Here is a 16222-nt window from a genome sequence, read left to right on the forward strand (position 1 = left end):
GCAGCTCTGTGTTCACTCCGACAAGCCGGCGCCGCTTCGAGTGACGTTTGACGGAATCCCGGGCGCCTCTGGTTCATTCACTCAGGCAAGGAGTTGGCAAGCCGCGATAAACCCAGCTTCACTGTTGCGTTAAACTGCGCACATTCGCCAGCCTGTTATTGAGCGAGCCCATGGCAAAATCCAACATCGAAGACCTGAAACTCGACAATCAGCTCTGCTTCAGCCTCTATTCCACCTCCCTGGCGATGAGCAAGACCTACAAGCCCCTGCTGGAGAAACTGGGGCTTACCTATCCGCAGTACCTGATGATGTTGGTGCTCTGGGAAGAAGACGGTATCACCGCCACGGAGCTCGGCCACCGCCTGAGGCAGGACAAAGGCGCTTTGAGCCCAGTCATCAAACGCCTGGAGGCCCAGGGGTTGATCGAACGCCGGCGCGACGCCAATGACGAGCGCCGGGTTCACCTGCAGCTCACAACCGAGGGAAAAAGCCTGCGCCGCAAGGCGGAATCTATCCCCCGGCAGGTTCTGTGCGCCGGCGGCCTGGACCGCAAATCCGCGCAGCAACTGAAAGCGCAAATTGACGCCCTGCGCCGCTCACTGGACACCCCCGCAGACACCGGCGACCAATAAGACTCACCCAGCGGTCTCCCCCCATGGCTATTACCGCCATAGATAAAACTAATTATCGCAATAACAGTTATCGCGATAACTTTATTTTCGCCCACAAGGCAAGACACCTCTGGCGAATGCACCACCACCGGGAAGCGAAGTATCCAGAGGTTCCCTAGACTTTTGCAGCAAAACAACCGAGGACACCATCATGCAAGTACTTTATAAAGCCGTGGCCACCGCCACCGGAGGCCGAGACGGCCAAGCCAAATCCTCCGACGGCATCCTGGATGTCAAACTCGCCATTCCCAAGGAGTTGGGCGGCCCCGGCGGCGATGCCACCAATCCGGAGCAGCTGTTTGCCGCCGGTTACTCCGCCTGCTTTATTGGCGCCATCAAGTTCGTCGCCGGACAGGAGAAGGTCAAACTGCCGGACGATATCCGAGTGCGCGCCGAGATCGGCATAGGCCCGATCAATGGTGGCAAGGGCTTCGGTCTGGACATCGATCTGTTTATCAGCCTACCGGGGCTGGAGAGGGAGAGTGCGGAAAAACTGATCCAACGCGCCCACGAGGAAGTCTGCCCGTATTCCAACGCCACCCGCGGCAATGTGGATGTACGCCTGCATTTGGAGACCTAATCAAGACGCCGCACCGCCCGGGCACAATGTGCCCAGCAACGCATAGCACCCGGCCCCGCTGGGGCCAGGTGCCCGCCAGGAATGCTTTCTGCACCCGCTCCGATCGCAAACGCAGCGCCGGAACTCGCGCAATTCATACAAAATAGATATCTCAATAAGGGACTTAAAAATAAAATACAGTCACAATAAAAGCCCCACAGAATCCGGCAATTATTGCGCAGTCTGCCGATACCCGAAATCTTTATCCCAATCATAAAATCCGCCTTCAGCGCGAGCCGCTCAGTGCGCAGATAACCCGGCCCCATCCGGATGATTGCGCATCAAGCTGGCAAATTGTGCCCCCCAATAACAGCAGCAGTAGCCGAAAAAGCAATGTATCGCCGCAGTAAGCAGTCCTCTTTCCTTGAGTTTCCCGCACATCAGCCGTCTCGCCGCCGGATGGGTATGACCTGGTGCAGCCTGCTGTTCGCAGGTGCAGTCTCTTTCTCTGGCGCGGCGCCGGCGGCGGAGGCGGAACCGGCGGATACATCCCTGCAGGCCATCACCGTGCGTATCGACAACGATTTTTTTGCCGGCAGGGACCGGGGTTATTCAAACGGCGTCGAGGTTGGATTCGTGTCGCAAACAGTCGACAGCTTTCAGGATGCACGCCTGCCATCCAGCTACCGCCTGCTAAACCGCGTCACGGGCTGGCTGCAGCCGCAGGGGTATACCGATTACAACATGACGGTAAGCGTAAGCCACGGCATATTCACCCCTACGGACTGGGAGGAGGAAGCGCTGATCGAAGACGACAGACCCTATGCCGGGGCGCTGATTTTTGAAGCCAACTACAATGGCCGCAATGACAATACGATGCGAGCCACCGGCATCTCGCTGGGTATTGTCGGCCCTTCCGCACAGGCGGAGGAGCTGCAGCGAGCAGTGCACAGTCTGCTGGGATCAGACCGCTTCCGCGGCTGGGACAATCAGCTGTCGGATGAGGTGGTCTTCCGCCTGCACTCCCATTGGCTGCACCGCTATCAGCTGCGCCGCGCGCCGCGCGAAAACTGGAAATCAGACCTGATCCTGCACGGCGGCGGCAACATCGGCAACCTGCTGACTTCCGCCAACACCGGCGTGGAATGGCGCTTCGGCCCCCAGCTGCCGGACAACTTCGGCAGCGCGCCACTGCTGCCCGCGGCCCTGAACACGGCGCCGGAGCGATCAGCGGACTATTCCCGCAGGTTGAAACTACACGGCTTCGTCAGCTTGGACTTGCAGCTGATCGCCCATGACATCACCCTCGACGGCAACCTGTGGAAAGACAGCCACAGTGTCGACCGGGAACCCTTTGTCGCACAACTGGGCGTGGGTGTGGCGGGCAGTTACGGCATGTGGCAATTCGCCTTTGCCCGCTTTGTACGCACGCGGGAATTTGCAGGCCAATCGGAAAAGCCGCAGCTGGGCAGCGTGACTATCCAACGCAATTTTTAGGGCGCGTCTGCGCGTGAGCGCGGCCTACGCTTCCGGAAGATCAAGCAGTGGTGGAATAACAGCTGGCAATTAAGGTTTTTATCCGCGCTGCGGACCCGCCATCCGCTTCGAGCCAGTAGCGGCACTGATAGTGCACAGGCAGCTGGTGTTTGTCCGCGAACCACCCCGCCAGCGTCAAGCTGAGTCTCCCGGCCCGGGGATTGCAGCCAGTCACCGAGGCCACCTCAAACCCGAAATAATCACCCACGGTTGGGTACAGTGCCTTAAACAAACTTTCCTTGGCGGAAAAGGTCAGGAACACGGCCTGAGACGGCGCCAAACCGGCATCAACCAAAAGCGCCAACTCCCTTTCCCCCATGACGGCCTGCTGCACATCCGCACAATCCATTTCAGGTGAGAGCAACTCTATATCCACACCGAGAAAATCATTGTGCGCACGGCGGCTGGCGGCACAGACAGCCCGCCCCGCGGCATGGGAAATGGAGGCGACAACCCCTTGCGGCCAAACCGGATTGCGCCGCGGGCCAATGCCGACCGGCCCGCAGGCCCGAACATCAATATCGAGGGCGGCCAATGCCAGGGATGCCGCATATCTGCCGGCCAGAAACTCCGCCTGACGCTTGCGCACCGAAGCGGCGATGGACGCCGGCATAAGCAAGTTCAGGACAGCGTAATCCGCCGGCTGAAATAAGGAGACATCGAATTTGCACGACACAGTAACAATCTGTGTGTCCACGTCGAACGCCTTGTGGACATCAGAAATGAATGCCGGCGCCGCGCTGTCCGTCATACTGGAAAACCCTGGGTTCGTCACTGCAATCACCACCAGACACCAGCGATTATGTGGAGGCGCAATCCCCTTCTGCGCCTTCTTTTTCCACTGCAGCTTCCTCCCCTTGCCTTCGCCCTGATACATCGCGCAGAGAGCGGCACCCCAACAACAGCAACAACCCGGCGGCAAAACTGCCCGCGCCGACAGCGAACACAGCACCGGTGGCGGAGAGCCATTTACCCAATAGCCCCGCCCCCAATGTGCCCACCGAATCCCCACAGGCATCTTGCGCCGTCCAGATAGCGTTTACCCGCCCCAGGTAATGGTCTGGGGTTGCATCCTGAACCAGGCCGTACTCCAGCAGTCCGGCTATGGCAACCAGATAACCGAACACCGCCAGAATGAACAAGGCTATTGGCAGGGCGTTACTCAAACTGAACAACATCAGACAGGTAAAGGCCCCCAAGCTCACTCCCGCCATGACCAGCCCCGGCTGCCGCAGGTGCGACGCCCAGCCACTCAGCAGCGCCCCCAGCGCCGCGCCGACCGGAACCGCCGAATACAGTAGTCCCAGTTCGAAGGCACCTCCACCAAACTGCGATGCATTCAGGGCCGGGAACAGTACCCGCACGCCTGTTGCCAGCGTGACCAAGATACCGACCCCCACCACGCCGAGAATCAATGGGTTGGAAAATACAAAAGCGAATCCTTCCGCCAGTGCCCACAACGGCTTCTGGCCACCGTCCTGTGCCGTATCCGGCTTCATGGTGGGCAAGCCGAGCAGAGGTATTAAAGTCAGCCCGGTTCCCAGCGCCGCAAGCATATAACTCCAGCCGAGATTGCCGAACGCGATAATCACGCCGCCCAAGGCCGGAGAAATCACCGACGCAAGGCGCATGCTCACCATAGACACCGCGCGCGCCTGGATTAAATGCTCCCGCCCCACAATAAACGGCATCGCGGCCAGCAGTGCTGTCACACCCAAGGCACCGAAAAAGCCATCCCATAGCGCCAATCCGTAAACAACCGCCAGCGATGGCTGCGGCAGCCAGGCGTTGATCGCCATGCCCAGAAAACCGACACCACAAATAGTGCGGGCAAACAGAATCAGTTTTTTGCGGTCGTAGCGGTCCGCCAAAACACCGCCCCACAATAGCCCCACAAATAACCCTGCGCCCTCCACAGCCATTACCGAGCCCACATGAAAACTGTCTCCTGTCAGTTCGTATGTCTGCAGCGGAATCGCCACCGAGAGGATACCGAGCCCGAGCAGAGAGATGGTGCGCGCGATAAATACATGGCGAAAGTGACGGTTGGACTTCAGGATACTGAAATCCACAAAAAGGGATTTTTTAGACATAGTTTTTTAATCGGTTGTGGCTCCCGGGCAAAGCCGCGCCCGGGCGCGATTAAAACGAAAAGTTGCTGGTTTCAGGTTTGGAATGATTTTTCGGCTTCGAAGCGACTGGCTCAGAAGTACATTGAAAAATCGCCGATTGCGGGGCGCTCAGGCAATCGGGCCGGCATTGCGAAAATACACGAAAAATTCCCTGTAACTACGCCGGATATCTCCCTGTATCCGGCGGTTTCGAAATACCAACCCCATTACCTGAGCTTCTTATCTAGCCGCGCAGTTTCTTTACCGCCATTAGAGATTCTTCCCTTTAAGCGGTCTCGGAAAGCTCGGCACCGTCGGCCTCAACCCCATCTGCCGCAAGGAGCAACCGATCAATCAAGGGCCCCAGTGTTTCCAGTGATTCCGGCGCAAGGATGTCATCGTGCGCGCGCTCCGGCAGCCGGTGGACATCCAGCTCGCCAACCAGAGGCGACCAATCCCCCACCGGGTCCACGTAGTCCGGCAGCGATCGCTCGGCGACAAACAGCGTCACCCGTCCCTCGTAAACCGGCGTCTGGGCACTGGACAGCAGCCGCACCGCATCCTGGTAGTTGGCAAAAATCTGCGCCAGCATGGCTTCCCGCTCCCGCCGCATCAGCTCGTCTTCCCGCGCTTCGCCCCCTGCGGTAAATGCCTCGTTTAACAGCCGGGTCTGCTCCTGTTCCGCACCCAGCGCCGCCTCGGCGCCATCCGGGTCATCCCAGTCGTGCACTTCCGACGGGTAGGTATCCAGCAGCCCCAGAAAGGCCACCTCCTCGCCGGCTTTTCGCAGCGCCGCCGCCACGCCATACGCCACGGAACCGCCCAGGGAATACCCCAGCAAGTAATAGGGGCCCGCAGGCTGGATGCGGCGCAGTACCGCCAGCTGCCGTTCGATCAGGGTTTCCATGTCCGCGCTGGTGGCGATAAGCCCATTGGGGCGGGGGGATTGCAAACCGATGATCGGCCGACCGCCGCTGAGATAACGGGAGAGCACCGAGTACTGCCAGGCGAAGCCGGAGCCGGGGTAGAAACAGATCAGCGGCGCGCCCTCGCCGCCGCGCAGGGGCAGCACTTCATCGAAGCCCTCGCTGCCGAAATCATTCAGCATGCCTGCTCGGTTCAGTACCGCGGCCAGCTGAGCGACGGTGGGAGCGGTAATAATCTGCCCCACGCTCACCGGACGCTTAATCTCGCGGCGGATTTCAGCCGCCAGGCGCATGGCCAGCAGTGAATGGCCGCCGAGAGCAAAAAAGTCGTCGTCTGCGAATACCTGTTCGCGCTGCAATAACCGCGCAAAGACTGCCGCCAAACGCGACTCCAGCCCCCGCGCCGGCAACCGCCGCTCGTTAGCCCTACCCCCTTCTGCGCGCACACAATCGGGTTTCGGCAGAGCGCGCCGGTCCAGTTTGCCGTTGGCGCTTAAGGGAAAAGCCTCCATGGTGACATAGGCCACCGGCAGCATATGCGCGGGCAGATGGGCGGCGAGACTTTCGGCGATGGATCGGGTATCCAGGTCCGCGCCTTCGGCCGCGATCAGGTAAGCCACCAGCTGGCGGCTGTCCATCTGCGATGCGGGATTTTCCACTCCCAGTGTCATAGCGCAGACTGCCGCATTGGCCACGCCGGGCAACTGGCGCAGCTGGCTTTCGATTTCCCCCAGTTCCACCCGCTGGCCGCGAATTTTGATTTGGTCGTCGGCGCGGCCGAGATATTCGATATTGCCGTCCGGCAGCCAGCGCACCAGGTCTCCGGTGCGGTACATGCGCGCTCCCGGTTCGGAAGCGTAGGGGTCGGCCACAAAACGGGATGCGGTCAGCGCTGCGCGGCCGAGGTAGCCCATGGCCAGCTGCACTCCGCTTATGTACAACTCGCCGGTAGCACCGACAGGCACCTGCCGCAGCCGGTCGTCCAATATGCGCAGTTGGGTATTCCACACCGGGCGCCCGATGGGCACGCCGTCCCCGGCACAACGCAGATCACCGCTCGACGCGGGGAAATAGGATACGTCCACCGCGGCTTCAGTGGGCCCGTAGAGGTTGTGCAAACAGGCGTTAAAACGCGTAGAGAAATCGTTTACCTGCACTTGGGAAAGCGCCTCTCCGCTGCAGAACACCAGGCGCAGACTCGGACACAGGTTGCGCTCTTGCGGGTATTGGGTGTTTGCGTGCTCGGTAAAGAGCGCCAGCATTGAGGGCACGAAGTGCAGACAGGTCACACCGAATTGCTCGATGGCCTCCACCAGTTGCTGCGGATCCCGATGTGCTTCCGGCTCCGCCATCACCAGCCGCGCGCCCACAATGAGCGGCCAGAAAAATTCCCATACGGACACATCGAAACTGCAGGGGGTTTTCTGCAGTACCACATCGCTGGCGCACAAAGCGTATTCGTGCTGCATCCACAGAATGCGGTTCACAATCGCGCGGTGGGAGACCAGTACGCCCTTGGGGCGGCCGGTTGTACCAGAGGTATAAATCACATAGGCCGGGTGTTCCGGTGTCACCGGGCGCAGTGGCGCGGCGCCGGGTGATGGCAGCGCAGCGCTATCCGCGAGCCGGTCGAATGCCAGCAGCTTGGTATCCGCCAGCGCGGCAAAGCGCGCGCGGTGATCGCTGTCGGTAATTAACAGTTGCGGTGCCGCATCGGTGAGCATCAATCCGAGTCGCTCGTCCGGATAACCGAGATCCAGCGGCAGATAGGCGGCCCCCGCTTCGATGACCGCCATCAGCGCAAGACTCAGACGCACGGAACGCGGCAGTGCCACCGCTACGATAGCACCGGGCACTACGCCGGCCTCGATGATCTCCTGTGCCAGGGCCTGTACTTGTGCGCGCAGCTGGCGATAGTCCAATGTATCGCGGCTGTCCAAAAGCGCGGGCACCGCCGGTGTACGCGCGGCCTGCGCCGCCAGCAGGGATTGCAGTGTTGCGGCCTGCTGCTGTCCGAGCGAATGCGCCGTGTCGTTTACTGAAGCGATCAACTGAGCTTCCGGTTTTGACAACAGCGGCGCTCGGCACAGGGGGCGCTCCGGCATCTCCAATAGATCCCGCAGCGCCTCAGCCACCCGTTCTGCGATCCAGCGCGGGTCCGCCACAGCGCCGCGGTTCTCCACCAGCAGCGTTAAGGCTTCGCCGGGAATCACCAGCAGCGCCAGCGGGTAGTGGCTGTAACCACGGTTGTGAATATCTCCGAAAACCAGTGGCTCACCATCGGTACCGGTGAGCTGCTGTTCCAGATAAGCACTGTCCGGATAATTTTCCACAACCAGCAGCGTATCGAACAAAGGCTCACCGCCAGACAGCTGCTGAATTTCCGCCAACCCCAAGCCGTCGTTTTCCAGTAGCTGGCTGTGGCGGGCCTGGATTTCCGGCAACTGTTGCCAGAGGCTTTGCTCCGGGCACAGGGAAACCGGTATCGGCAGTGTATTCAGGAACAGGCCAACCTGTTCCTCTATACCGGGAATGGCGGCGGTGCGGCCGGATACCGGCGTGCCGAACACCAGATCCCGGCGACCGCTGATACCCGACAAAACTTGTGCCCACACGCCTTGCATCACTGCGTTAAGGGTGTATCCCCGACGCCGGATCTCGCTATTCAAACGGGCAGTCAGTGCCGCCGGCAGACGCAACTCCGCCTCAGAAACCGGGGCCTGCTCGCTCTGTCCTCCGCCAAACAAGACGCAGGGCCGCACATCCGTAAGCACTTGTCGCCACAGGTCGCGGCTGGCGGACAGATCCCGCCCCACCAGGGCGCGCACCACCTGCGGGTAATCCACGCGCTGTGCAGGCAGAGGCTGGGGATCTTGCCGATAGGCCGTCAACAGATCCCGCAGCAGCAATGGCGTGGACCAGCCATCGATCACCAGGTGATGGGTGACCAGTAACAAGCGGTATTCCCGCACGCCCACACGCACCAGTGCCGCGCCCAGCATGCCGCCGAAACGGTCGGTGGGATAATTGCGCTGGAGCATTTCCCGCTCCAGCTGTACGACTTTATCTGCGCGCTTTTTTTCCGGCAGGTCGCTCAGATCCAGGCTGCGCCAGGGCCAGTGCACACTGCCCTTTTGCGGCAGCAGGAAGACCGGTGCGGTACCGTCCCCACCGTCGCTGTCAAACAGTCCGCCCAGCTGGGGATAACGCTCCAGTACGCGATTGAGCGCCCGCCGTAACCTGTCTTCATCCAGGGCACCGCAAATCCGCAGGCGGGTAAAGGCGTTGTAACTGTCCCCGGCGTCCCCCGCGGAAGCGACCGCACGGGTATGGGCCTGAATATGGAACAGCATTCCCTGCTGCAGCGGCAGCACCGGCGCTGCCGCGGCAAATTCGCCGTGGCGCTCGCGCAGAGCTTCCCGCTGCGCCGGCGGCAGCGACCAGGTCCCGGAAGCTACAGGAGCAGCGTGAGTCTCCGTCAAAAGAGGGGCGAGTTGGCGCGGGCTGCGGTGGGCAAATACCTGGCTGGGTTTCAACCCATAGCCGCTTTCGCGCATCCGTGTGCACAGCATGATGGCACTGATAGAGTCACCGCCGAGGGCAAAAAAATCATCTGCGGCTCCTACGGCGGCGGACAGTTGAAGCACTTCGCCCATCGCCTGGCAGAGCAGTTCCTCCCGCGCATTGCGGGGGCGTTCAGTCCCCTGCGCAGGCGCTTCTTGTAATGCTTGCTGCGCCAGTTCCGCCAGTGCTCTGCGGTCTATTTTGCCGCTCATATTCTGCGGCAGGCTGTCGAGTACCAGCAGTTGCGCGGGCACCATGTAATCCGGCAAGCGGTGGCGCAGCTGCGCCAGCAGGTCCACTGGCCGCTCACGCTTTTCCGCCTCTCCCAATCCGGGTATAGCCACACAGCCAATCAAACGGGCACTGCCATTGACCTGACGGGTAATAACCGCCGCGGCCTCCACCGCTGGCAACATCGAAAGCGCATTTTCGATCTCCCCCAACTCTACCCGGTGACCGCGGACTTTTACCTGATGATCACTGCGGCCGAGAAATTCCAGCTGCCCGGCAGAATTCCACCGCACCAAATCCCCGGTGCGGTACATACGCCCGCCGTCCGCGGTGAAGGGGTCGGCCACAAAGCGACTGGCGGTCAGAGCGCCCCGGCCCAGATATCCCAGTGCCAACCCGGCACCGCTCAGGTACAGCTCGCCCGCGGTTCCCTGGGGCACCGGCTGCAGAAAAGCGTCCAGTACATAAACGCGGGTGTTGCCAATGGGGCGCCCTATCACTGGTATTTCACAGGCGGACAGAGATGCACCGAGCGCATCGACGGTATATTCCGTAGGCCCGTAGAGGTTTTGCGCAAAGAGCCCCGGTTGTGCGCGCAGTATCCTCCACAGCGCTTCCGGCGCCGCCTCACCGCCGATGGCGATATAAGCGGGGTGGTGGCGGCCGGCGGCGAAAAGTCCATTGCCGATCATCTGTGCCAACAGCGAAGGCGGTAGATCCAGGGCATCGATTTGACGCCGTTGTATGGACTGCACCAATCCCCAGGCATCCCGCCGCGCTTCTTCGTCAAAAATATGTAATTCCTGGCCTAGCAGCAGCCAGAAAAACTGAACCCAGGAGGAATCAAACGAGAAGGAATGTGTGTGAGCGGCGCGCAGACTACGCCCCGGATGCTGCTTTTGCACTTTCTCCAGCACCGGCAGAAAAAGCTGTTCCCGGTGTGACTGGAAAAGGTTCAGCAAAGCACCGTGGGTGTTCATCACACCTTTGGGACGCCCGGTACTTCCGGAGGTAAAGATCACATAGGCAATGGCGTCGTTACCAATTTCACCCAACCTTTCTCCCACCTGCAGCGGCGCACTGGAAAATGACCGCAAGCGCTCGTCCAATTTATCCAAGTCCAGGCGCCTGACGGACGCTGGCCATAACAATTTAACCTCGCTCCTGCTGAGGAGAATGCTAGGGCTGGCGTCCTCACACATCTGCGCGATGCGCTCCGCCGGATAATCCAGGTCTATGGGCAACAACGCCGCCCCGCTGTTGAGTACTGCGAAGATGGACACTACCGCATCAACTGTGCGGGGCAGTGCCAGCGCCACCACCGTGCCGGGGCCCACACCTTCGTCGATTAACAGCCGGCTCAGCTGTGCCACCGAAGCCGACAGCCCCTGAAAATCCAGGGACTTCTGCGCAGCGTCATCGCCCCAAATCAACGCTCTTCTGCGCGGATTTATTTCCGCCTGAAAGTGCAACCAGTCCGCGATGGTATTGCGGCTGGCATCCCGATAAATCTGCCGGCCCTTTGACCAGCGCGCGATTTCAGCAATTTCCCCCGGTGCGCGCACATCCACTTGCCCAAGCGGCGTTTCCGGCGCCGCCAGCCAGCGCTCCAGGAGAGCCGAAATCCGCTCAGCGTGACGAATCAGATCCCGTTCTGAATAGCGGCTCCCATTGGCGCGCAAGTCGAACTGAACTGTCTGCTCACCTGTATCATCCGCAGCAAATAACAAACCGATTTCAATGTCATCCACCGGCCCCGTCGCCAGCTGATGGGTAATGCCGGGAGTGCCGGCAAAATCGAGCGCGAAATCAAACGGTTTGTAGTTAATGACAGGACCGTAGAGTGGGTTTTCCGCCGCCAGTTGTCCCCGGTCGCGCTGGATCTGCTCCGCCGGGTAACGCTGATATGGGCGAACCCGTGCCAATGCCTGCTTAAATGCCCTCGCACAGGCAGCAAGGGGCATCTCTCCCCCCAATTGAACCGGTACTGGCAGCACATTGACGACTGGCGCAGCAGAGGATATCGCTACCGATCCCATGCGCCCCATAAAAGGCACGCCGATTAGCTGGTGACTCCGACCACTGACACGACTTAAATATGCAGCCAGCATTCCGAGGACAAGATCCGGCGCACTCACTTGGTTATTCGACTCCGCCACTATCTGCATACGCTTGAGCGTCTCTGCAGCGAGACAAAAATGGTGGCGCAAAACATTCTGCTCAGAGTCCTGTTGCAAAGGCGGCGCTAGCGGCGCCGGGCGCGGGCAGGCGTTTAGTGTTTTTTGCCAGAAAATGCGGCTTTTTTCCCATTTTTCGGACGCTCGATAGGCACGCTGCTCCGCAACCACCGCCTCTACACTGGTAAGGTTTGCAGGCGGTAAATCCTCGTTGCGAACCCATGCGGTATAGATAGCCGCTATCCGCCGGGTAAGCGAAACGAAGCTGAATCCATCCAGCATAATATGGTGAAATCGCTGGTACCAGAGAATCCGGGATTCGCCACGGCCGTTTTTTACCCGAAACAATTTCTGGCATATCCATGCTTGATATCCGCTAACTGGATCAACACTGGCCGCGGGGCTTTCCGTCGCGTGCCAAATTGTGTTCCACGCTTTTTCCCACCCCTGAGGATCATGCAGATAATCCGTGTATTCCACTTCTGGCACACAGTCTGCAGATAAATTCCGCAGCGACTGCCGCGGTTGTTCACTGCAATAGTGTGCGGATACCGTGTCCACCTCGCTCAGCCCCATGCGGATAGCGGACCGCAATACTTCCATATCAACCTCACCGGTCAATTCCACGCAGTGAGCGATCACATAGCGGCTCTTGCTTTCCGATACCTTATCCGCGTACCAGATGCCTTCTTGTGCGTGAGTTAGCGGTATCCAATTTTCCACTTCACTCATGATTGCGCCTCCGGTTGTTTACCGGAGACAGAAAAAGGATTTATGGCCTGCCAATGCGCTTCGATAAATTCATCGCAGGCCCGGCGAGCTTCCGGCCCATACACAGACTCCCAGCCCGTGGGTATCGCCATGAAGTCTGGCCATAAGCTGTATTGCCCGTATGCATTCTTAAGCACCAGGAAATCCTTATCCTCGCTGTCGAATGGATTGTTATACTCGTCTTCTCTCATCGGGGCCTCCGTGAATGCACATATCCTGAATATCAATGGTGGGGTACAGCTGTATTTCCAATTAACGCGACAATGCCCTCCACTAGGGATCGTCTCCAACAAAGCCAGTCGTGACCGCCTGGAAATTCTCGATATTCAACAGAGAAACCTTGCTGAAGCAGTACATCCCGCGTCGCCCGGTTATCGTCTATAAGCAGGTCTTCATAACTCCCGACTTCCACCAGAAAACGCGGCTGCTTACGGCTTTGCGGATCGCCGCGAAAACTATTCTGCACCCAGTCGGAAAGTCTTTTTTCCCTGCGGTTTCCTTGCTCACTTTCTCGGGAACTGTTCGCCACCGCCGCCACAGGCCACCAGAAAGCGCCCGATTGACTGAGGGCGAGACCGAAACGATGTGGCCAGCGCAACGCGGCCCACAAAGCGGAAAGACCGCCGTAAGACTGGCCGGCAAGCAAAGTCAATTCCCCTTTATCAGTGACAGGCTCCAGCGCGGAAACCTCGGGTAAAAGCTCCTCCTGCAACGCTAACCAAAATTCAGGATTACACGGCAATTCTCTATCTCTGGTTTCCGGGGCCACACTATCGATCAACAAGTAAAGGGCAGCGGGCAGATCGCCGGCCCTGGTACGAATATCCAACTCGCCGAATAAATGATCCTGGGTAGACCAGTAATTGCCGTCCAAAAGAATAACCAAAGGTAAGTTTTCCGCTTCTGATGATTGATCATCACCAGTACGGTACAGCCATATGTCACGCGTATTTCCCAGTCGGGGGCTAGACCACCTTATCTTGCGCAATGCACCCTGTGGCTCCAGGTGCAGCCAGTGCACGTTATCGGGATAGATACCGGAAAGCGGCTCCACCCAGGCACCGTTGTGCGGCGGTATGGGATTGAAGGGATCGGCACTTGCGCGGTGTTTTATCATGTCTTTCCACCATCGGCGCCGCTCGCCCGAAGAAGTCGGCATCGGAGCATCCGACTCCTCTAGCGGCATAAAAAAATAACTTCCACACCAGTTCTTCGGCAGCGCCGTCTGCCAGTACCAGATATCGGTGTTTCCCACTCGCTGCATCTGTGTAGGCGCTTCGCGTACCGGATGCGGGGTGTGTGAATACACATCGATATATACTGTTCTGAGCTTTTGTTGCGGCCGTTCCCGCCATAGAAACAGAGTATGTTTCAGGCCGTTACTTTCTGAGATCACCATAGGCAGCCCCCGGTGAGCCATGCCTAGCCACCACGCCTCGCTCCCTGGCTGTTCTCCATCGGCAAAAAATACTTCTGGAAGTGTGGACTCCTTTACAGACGTCATATTGGAAACTCCTTGCGATCCAACCCCGGCGCCTGGCTTTTCTTGTCTTTGTAAGCGGACCAAACACTATCTGTGTTGCCGGAAAAAGCACGGCGTCGGCTGCGCACGGCAGCAAACATCAACACAACGGCAAAGGCGGCGGCGGTAAGGTCCACCATCAACACTGGCAGGCTGGTATATGCCCACAAGCCGAGCCCGGGAATCAACCATGAAGCGAAGGAAGTGAGCGGAATAAGCGCGCAGCTCAGTGAAGAAGCAAGCAACAAGTGCCAGGTGGCCCGCCCCACCCCAATCCATAGCGCGTATGCAATCGCTACCGCAAAACAGATGTAGTAGATGTTTACATAGGTGTAATTGATATTATCGCTAACCGCGTGCATCCACTTACCGGATACCATGGCCAGGCACACACCGATTACACAGCCAAAGGTAGCGCCTACGGTAATTGCGGCCATCCACTGCAAGTTCCTAGGCTGCGTGACCAATGTATCCGGCGCTGCGTTTTTGCGCAGCTTTTTCCTCCGGCTTTCAATCCAAAGCAGATTACCGGAATAAAACAAGAAGGCACCACTCAGCCCTAAAAAGAAATAAATCCAGCGCACCAGGCTTCCGCCAAAACTGCCAAAGTGGAGGGCAAAGAAATAGTTAACGATAGCGCCCCAGCCTTCGGCCTTGCCCGGCAACATGGCTGTTAGGAGGAATTCTCCGCTATAAGGATCGACGCCAACGTAGCCGGTTACTGGCCCGTGGACGAGCTCTTCCGGCTTATAGACCGCAATCCGCACCAGTGGTCTCGGCGAATCGAGGCGCATATACAACATTTCCGTGACGTCAAAGCCGGGAGCCTCCGCACGCACTTTCTGCAAAAGTTGGGAGGGCGGGAGAATGTCCTGCGGGTTCCGATGCTGTGACTCGCCCATTTCTTGCGCCCGCTCCTGATTCGGGTAAACCACCTCTTTGAGCGCCTCGTAAAATTCTCCATGAAAAGCGAACACGATAACGGTAAGGCTGATGACGATGTGAAAAGGCAGGCTGGTGATACCAACAACGTTATGGGAATCAAGCCAAAAACGTTTTTTATTCTTTCCGTACCGAAGTGCAAAAAAATCTTTAACCAGGGTTGGCAACAACAAAATGACACCGGATATCAGAGCGAGAAAATAGAGCACGCCGGCAATACCTAAAATATAGACACCCAGGTATTCATCACCCGTAAAGCCCGGTATTCCGCCAGTGCGGTGCAACATATCAACCAAGTCTCCAAACCGGGAGGGCATTTGTATATCGGTTTTAAGATTGCCGTTGCTGTCGAGACTGGCAATGCGCTGCTCAGCGGAAAGGTCGAGCTCTCTTCCACCACTGGTTTCCGTCCACACCATAGGAGCGGACAGATCCTCGCGCTCGATGGGATAAAGCGTGAATTCCCTTCGCGCACTGGGATACTGCTCCATGACCTGCGCCACAAGTTGATCTAGAGAAGACTCCTGAATCCATGGCATGCGTTTCTCAGGCGGATTTATCCAGCGGTCCATCGGCTGTTTGAACATGGTCAAAGCACCGGCGAAAAAACCAACCAGCAATAAAAGTCCAGAAGTTATACCGACCCAGGTATGGAGGCTGCGGTAAATTCGCAAAATATCACTGCGAACTTTCATGTTTTACACCCTCCCCTCAGAAATAAATCGCACAAGAAACAACAAACCAAATGCCAGCAGGTTAAGCCCGCCAAGAATCAACAGCGCCCGCTTTCCGGTTGGAATGAGATAAACCAAGCTGAATACGGTCACCCATAGCGGAGCGATCATCCACATCACAAACTGCCGCTTGTCCGGCGCATACAAACCGCCGGGACCAACCCACGCAAACAGCCCCGCCAGCGCCAACGCCAGCGTCAAACCGAGAACAGCACCTGCGAAGCTCTTGCTCCACCAATCAGGTTGAAGTTTTGTCGACGCACGGTTTTTCCGGCGTATCGCATTCCCTGGGCTTTGGTTAGTCATGATTTCCGGTTTTCCATAGCAGTGACACAAAAGGCAAAAGTCCCCATAACAGCATTAGTCCCGATAACCAGGTGAAAATAGCGGTATTGACCGGATATACATTGCAGGCAACCAGCAACGTGGCCACTGTTAATGTGGTACCGCACCAACCCCACTTTGGAGACAAAGAGCG

Annotated in this window: 10 protein-coding genes; 3 read left to right on the forward strand and 7 right to left on the reverse strand. The window is 58.4% G+C overall.

All coding sequences use genetic code 11. The features are described from left to right. Positions 1-170 precede the first annotated feature (170 nt). The 3 genes from BM155_RS15620 to BM155_RS15635 all read left to right on the forward strand — a co-directional run bounded on the left by BM155_RS15620 (position 171) and on the right by BM155_RS15635 (position 2727). Positions 171-632, forward strand: a complete 462-nt coding sequence (locus tag BM155_RS15620; protein ID WP_067156302.1) for a MarR family winged helix-turn-helix transcriptional regulator — start codon at positions 171-173, stop codon at positions 630-632. Between the two features lie 190 nt (positions 633-822). After that, on the forward strand, positions 823-1251 hold the full coding sequence (locus BM155_RS15625; protein WP_074904150.1) for an organic hydroperoxide resistance protein: 429 nt from the start codon (positions 823-825) through the stop codon (positions 1249-1251). Positions 1252-1695: 444 nt separating this feature from the next. Continuing rightward, a complete protein-coding gene (locus BM155_RS15635) occupies positions 1696-2727 on the forward strand; it encodes a lipid A deacylase LpxR family protein (RefSeq protein WP_074904193.1) in 1032 nt (343 codons plus the stop codon). 40 nt (positions 2728-2767) lie between these two features. Here the strand turns inward: BM155_RS15635 and BM155_RS15640 are convergent, their stop codons facing one another. From BM155_RS15640 to BM155_RS15670, 7 genes are all read right to left on the reverse strand, one after another. Further along, the gene (locus BM155_RS15640; protein WP_074904155.1) at positions 2768-3517 is read right to left on the reverse strand and encodes a 4'-phosphopantetheinyl transferase family protein; all 750 of its coding nucleotides are present in this window, start codon (positions 3515-3517) and stop codon (positions 2768-2770) included. A gap of 49 nt (positions 3518-3566) precedes the next feature. Beyond that, positions 3567-4859 (reverse strand): enterobactin transporter EntS, encoded by a 1293-nt coding sequence (gene entS, locus BM155_RS15645; RefSeq protein ID WP_074904158.1) that lies wholly within the window; start codon positions 4857-4859, stop codon positions 3567-3569. A 304-nt stretch (positions 4860-5163) separates the two neighbouring features. Further along, a complete protein-coding gene (locus BM155_RS15650) occupies positions 5164-12507 on the reverse strand; it encodes a non-ribosomal peptide synthetase (protein ID WP_074904161.1) in 7344 nt (2447 codons plus the stop codon). Next, positions 12504-12737 (reverse strand): MbtH family protein, encoded by a 234-nt coding sequence (locus BM155_RS15655; RefSeq protein ID WP_067156322.1) that lies wholly within the window; start codon positions 12735-12737, stop codon positions 12504-12506. Before BM155_RS15655 ends, BM155_RS15650 begins: the two co-directional genes overlap by 4 nt. Before the next feature lie 32 nt (positions 12738-12769). Further along, entirely contained in the window at positions 12770-14050 is a 1281-nt protein-coding gene (gene fes / locus BM155_RS15660) for an enterochelin esterase (RefSeq protein WP_074904164.1), read from the reverse strand. Then, on the reverse strand, positions 14047-15705 hold the full coding sequence (locus tag BM155_RS15665) for a PepSY-associated TM helix domain-containing protein (RefSeq protein ID WP_067156328.1): 1659 nt from the start codon (positions 15703-15705) through the stop codon (positions 14047-14049). The genes fes and BM155_RS15665 overlap by 4 nt, the downstream gene beginning before the upstream one ends. 3 nt (positions 15706-15708) lie before the next feature. Then, positions 15709-16050, reverse strand: a complete 342-nt coding sequence (locus tag BM155_RS15670; RefSeq protein ID WP_067156330.1) for a hypothetical protein — start codon at positions 16048-16050, stop codon at positions 15709-15711. Between the last annotated feature and the right edge of the window lie 172 nt (positions 16051-16222).

The sequence above is a fragment of the Microbulbifer thermotolerans genome, from assembly GCF_900112305.1.
Taxonomy (GTDB): domain Bacteria; phylum Pseudomonadota; class Gammaproteobacteria; order Pseudomonadales; family Cellvibrionaceae; genus Microbulbifer; species Microbulbifer thermotolerans.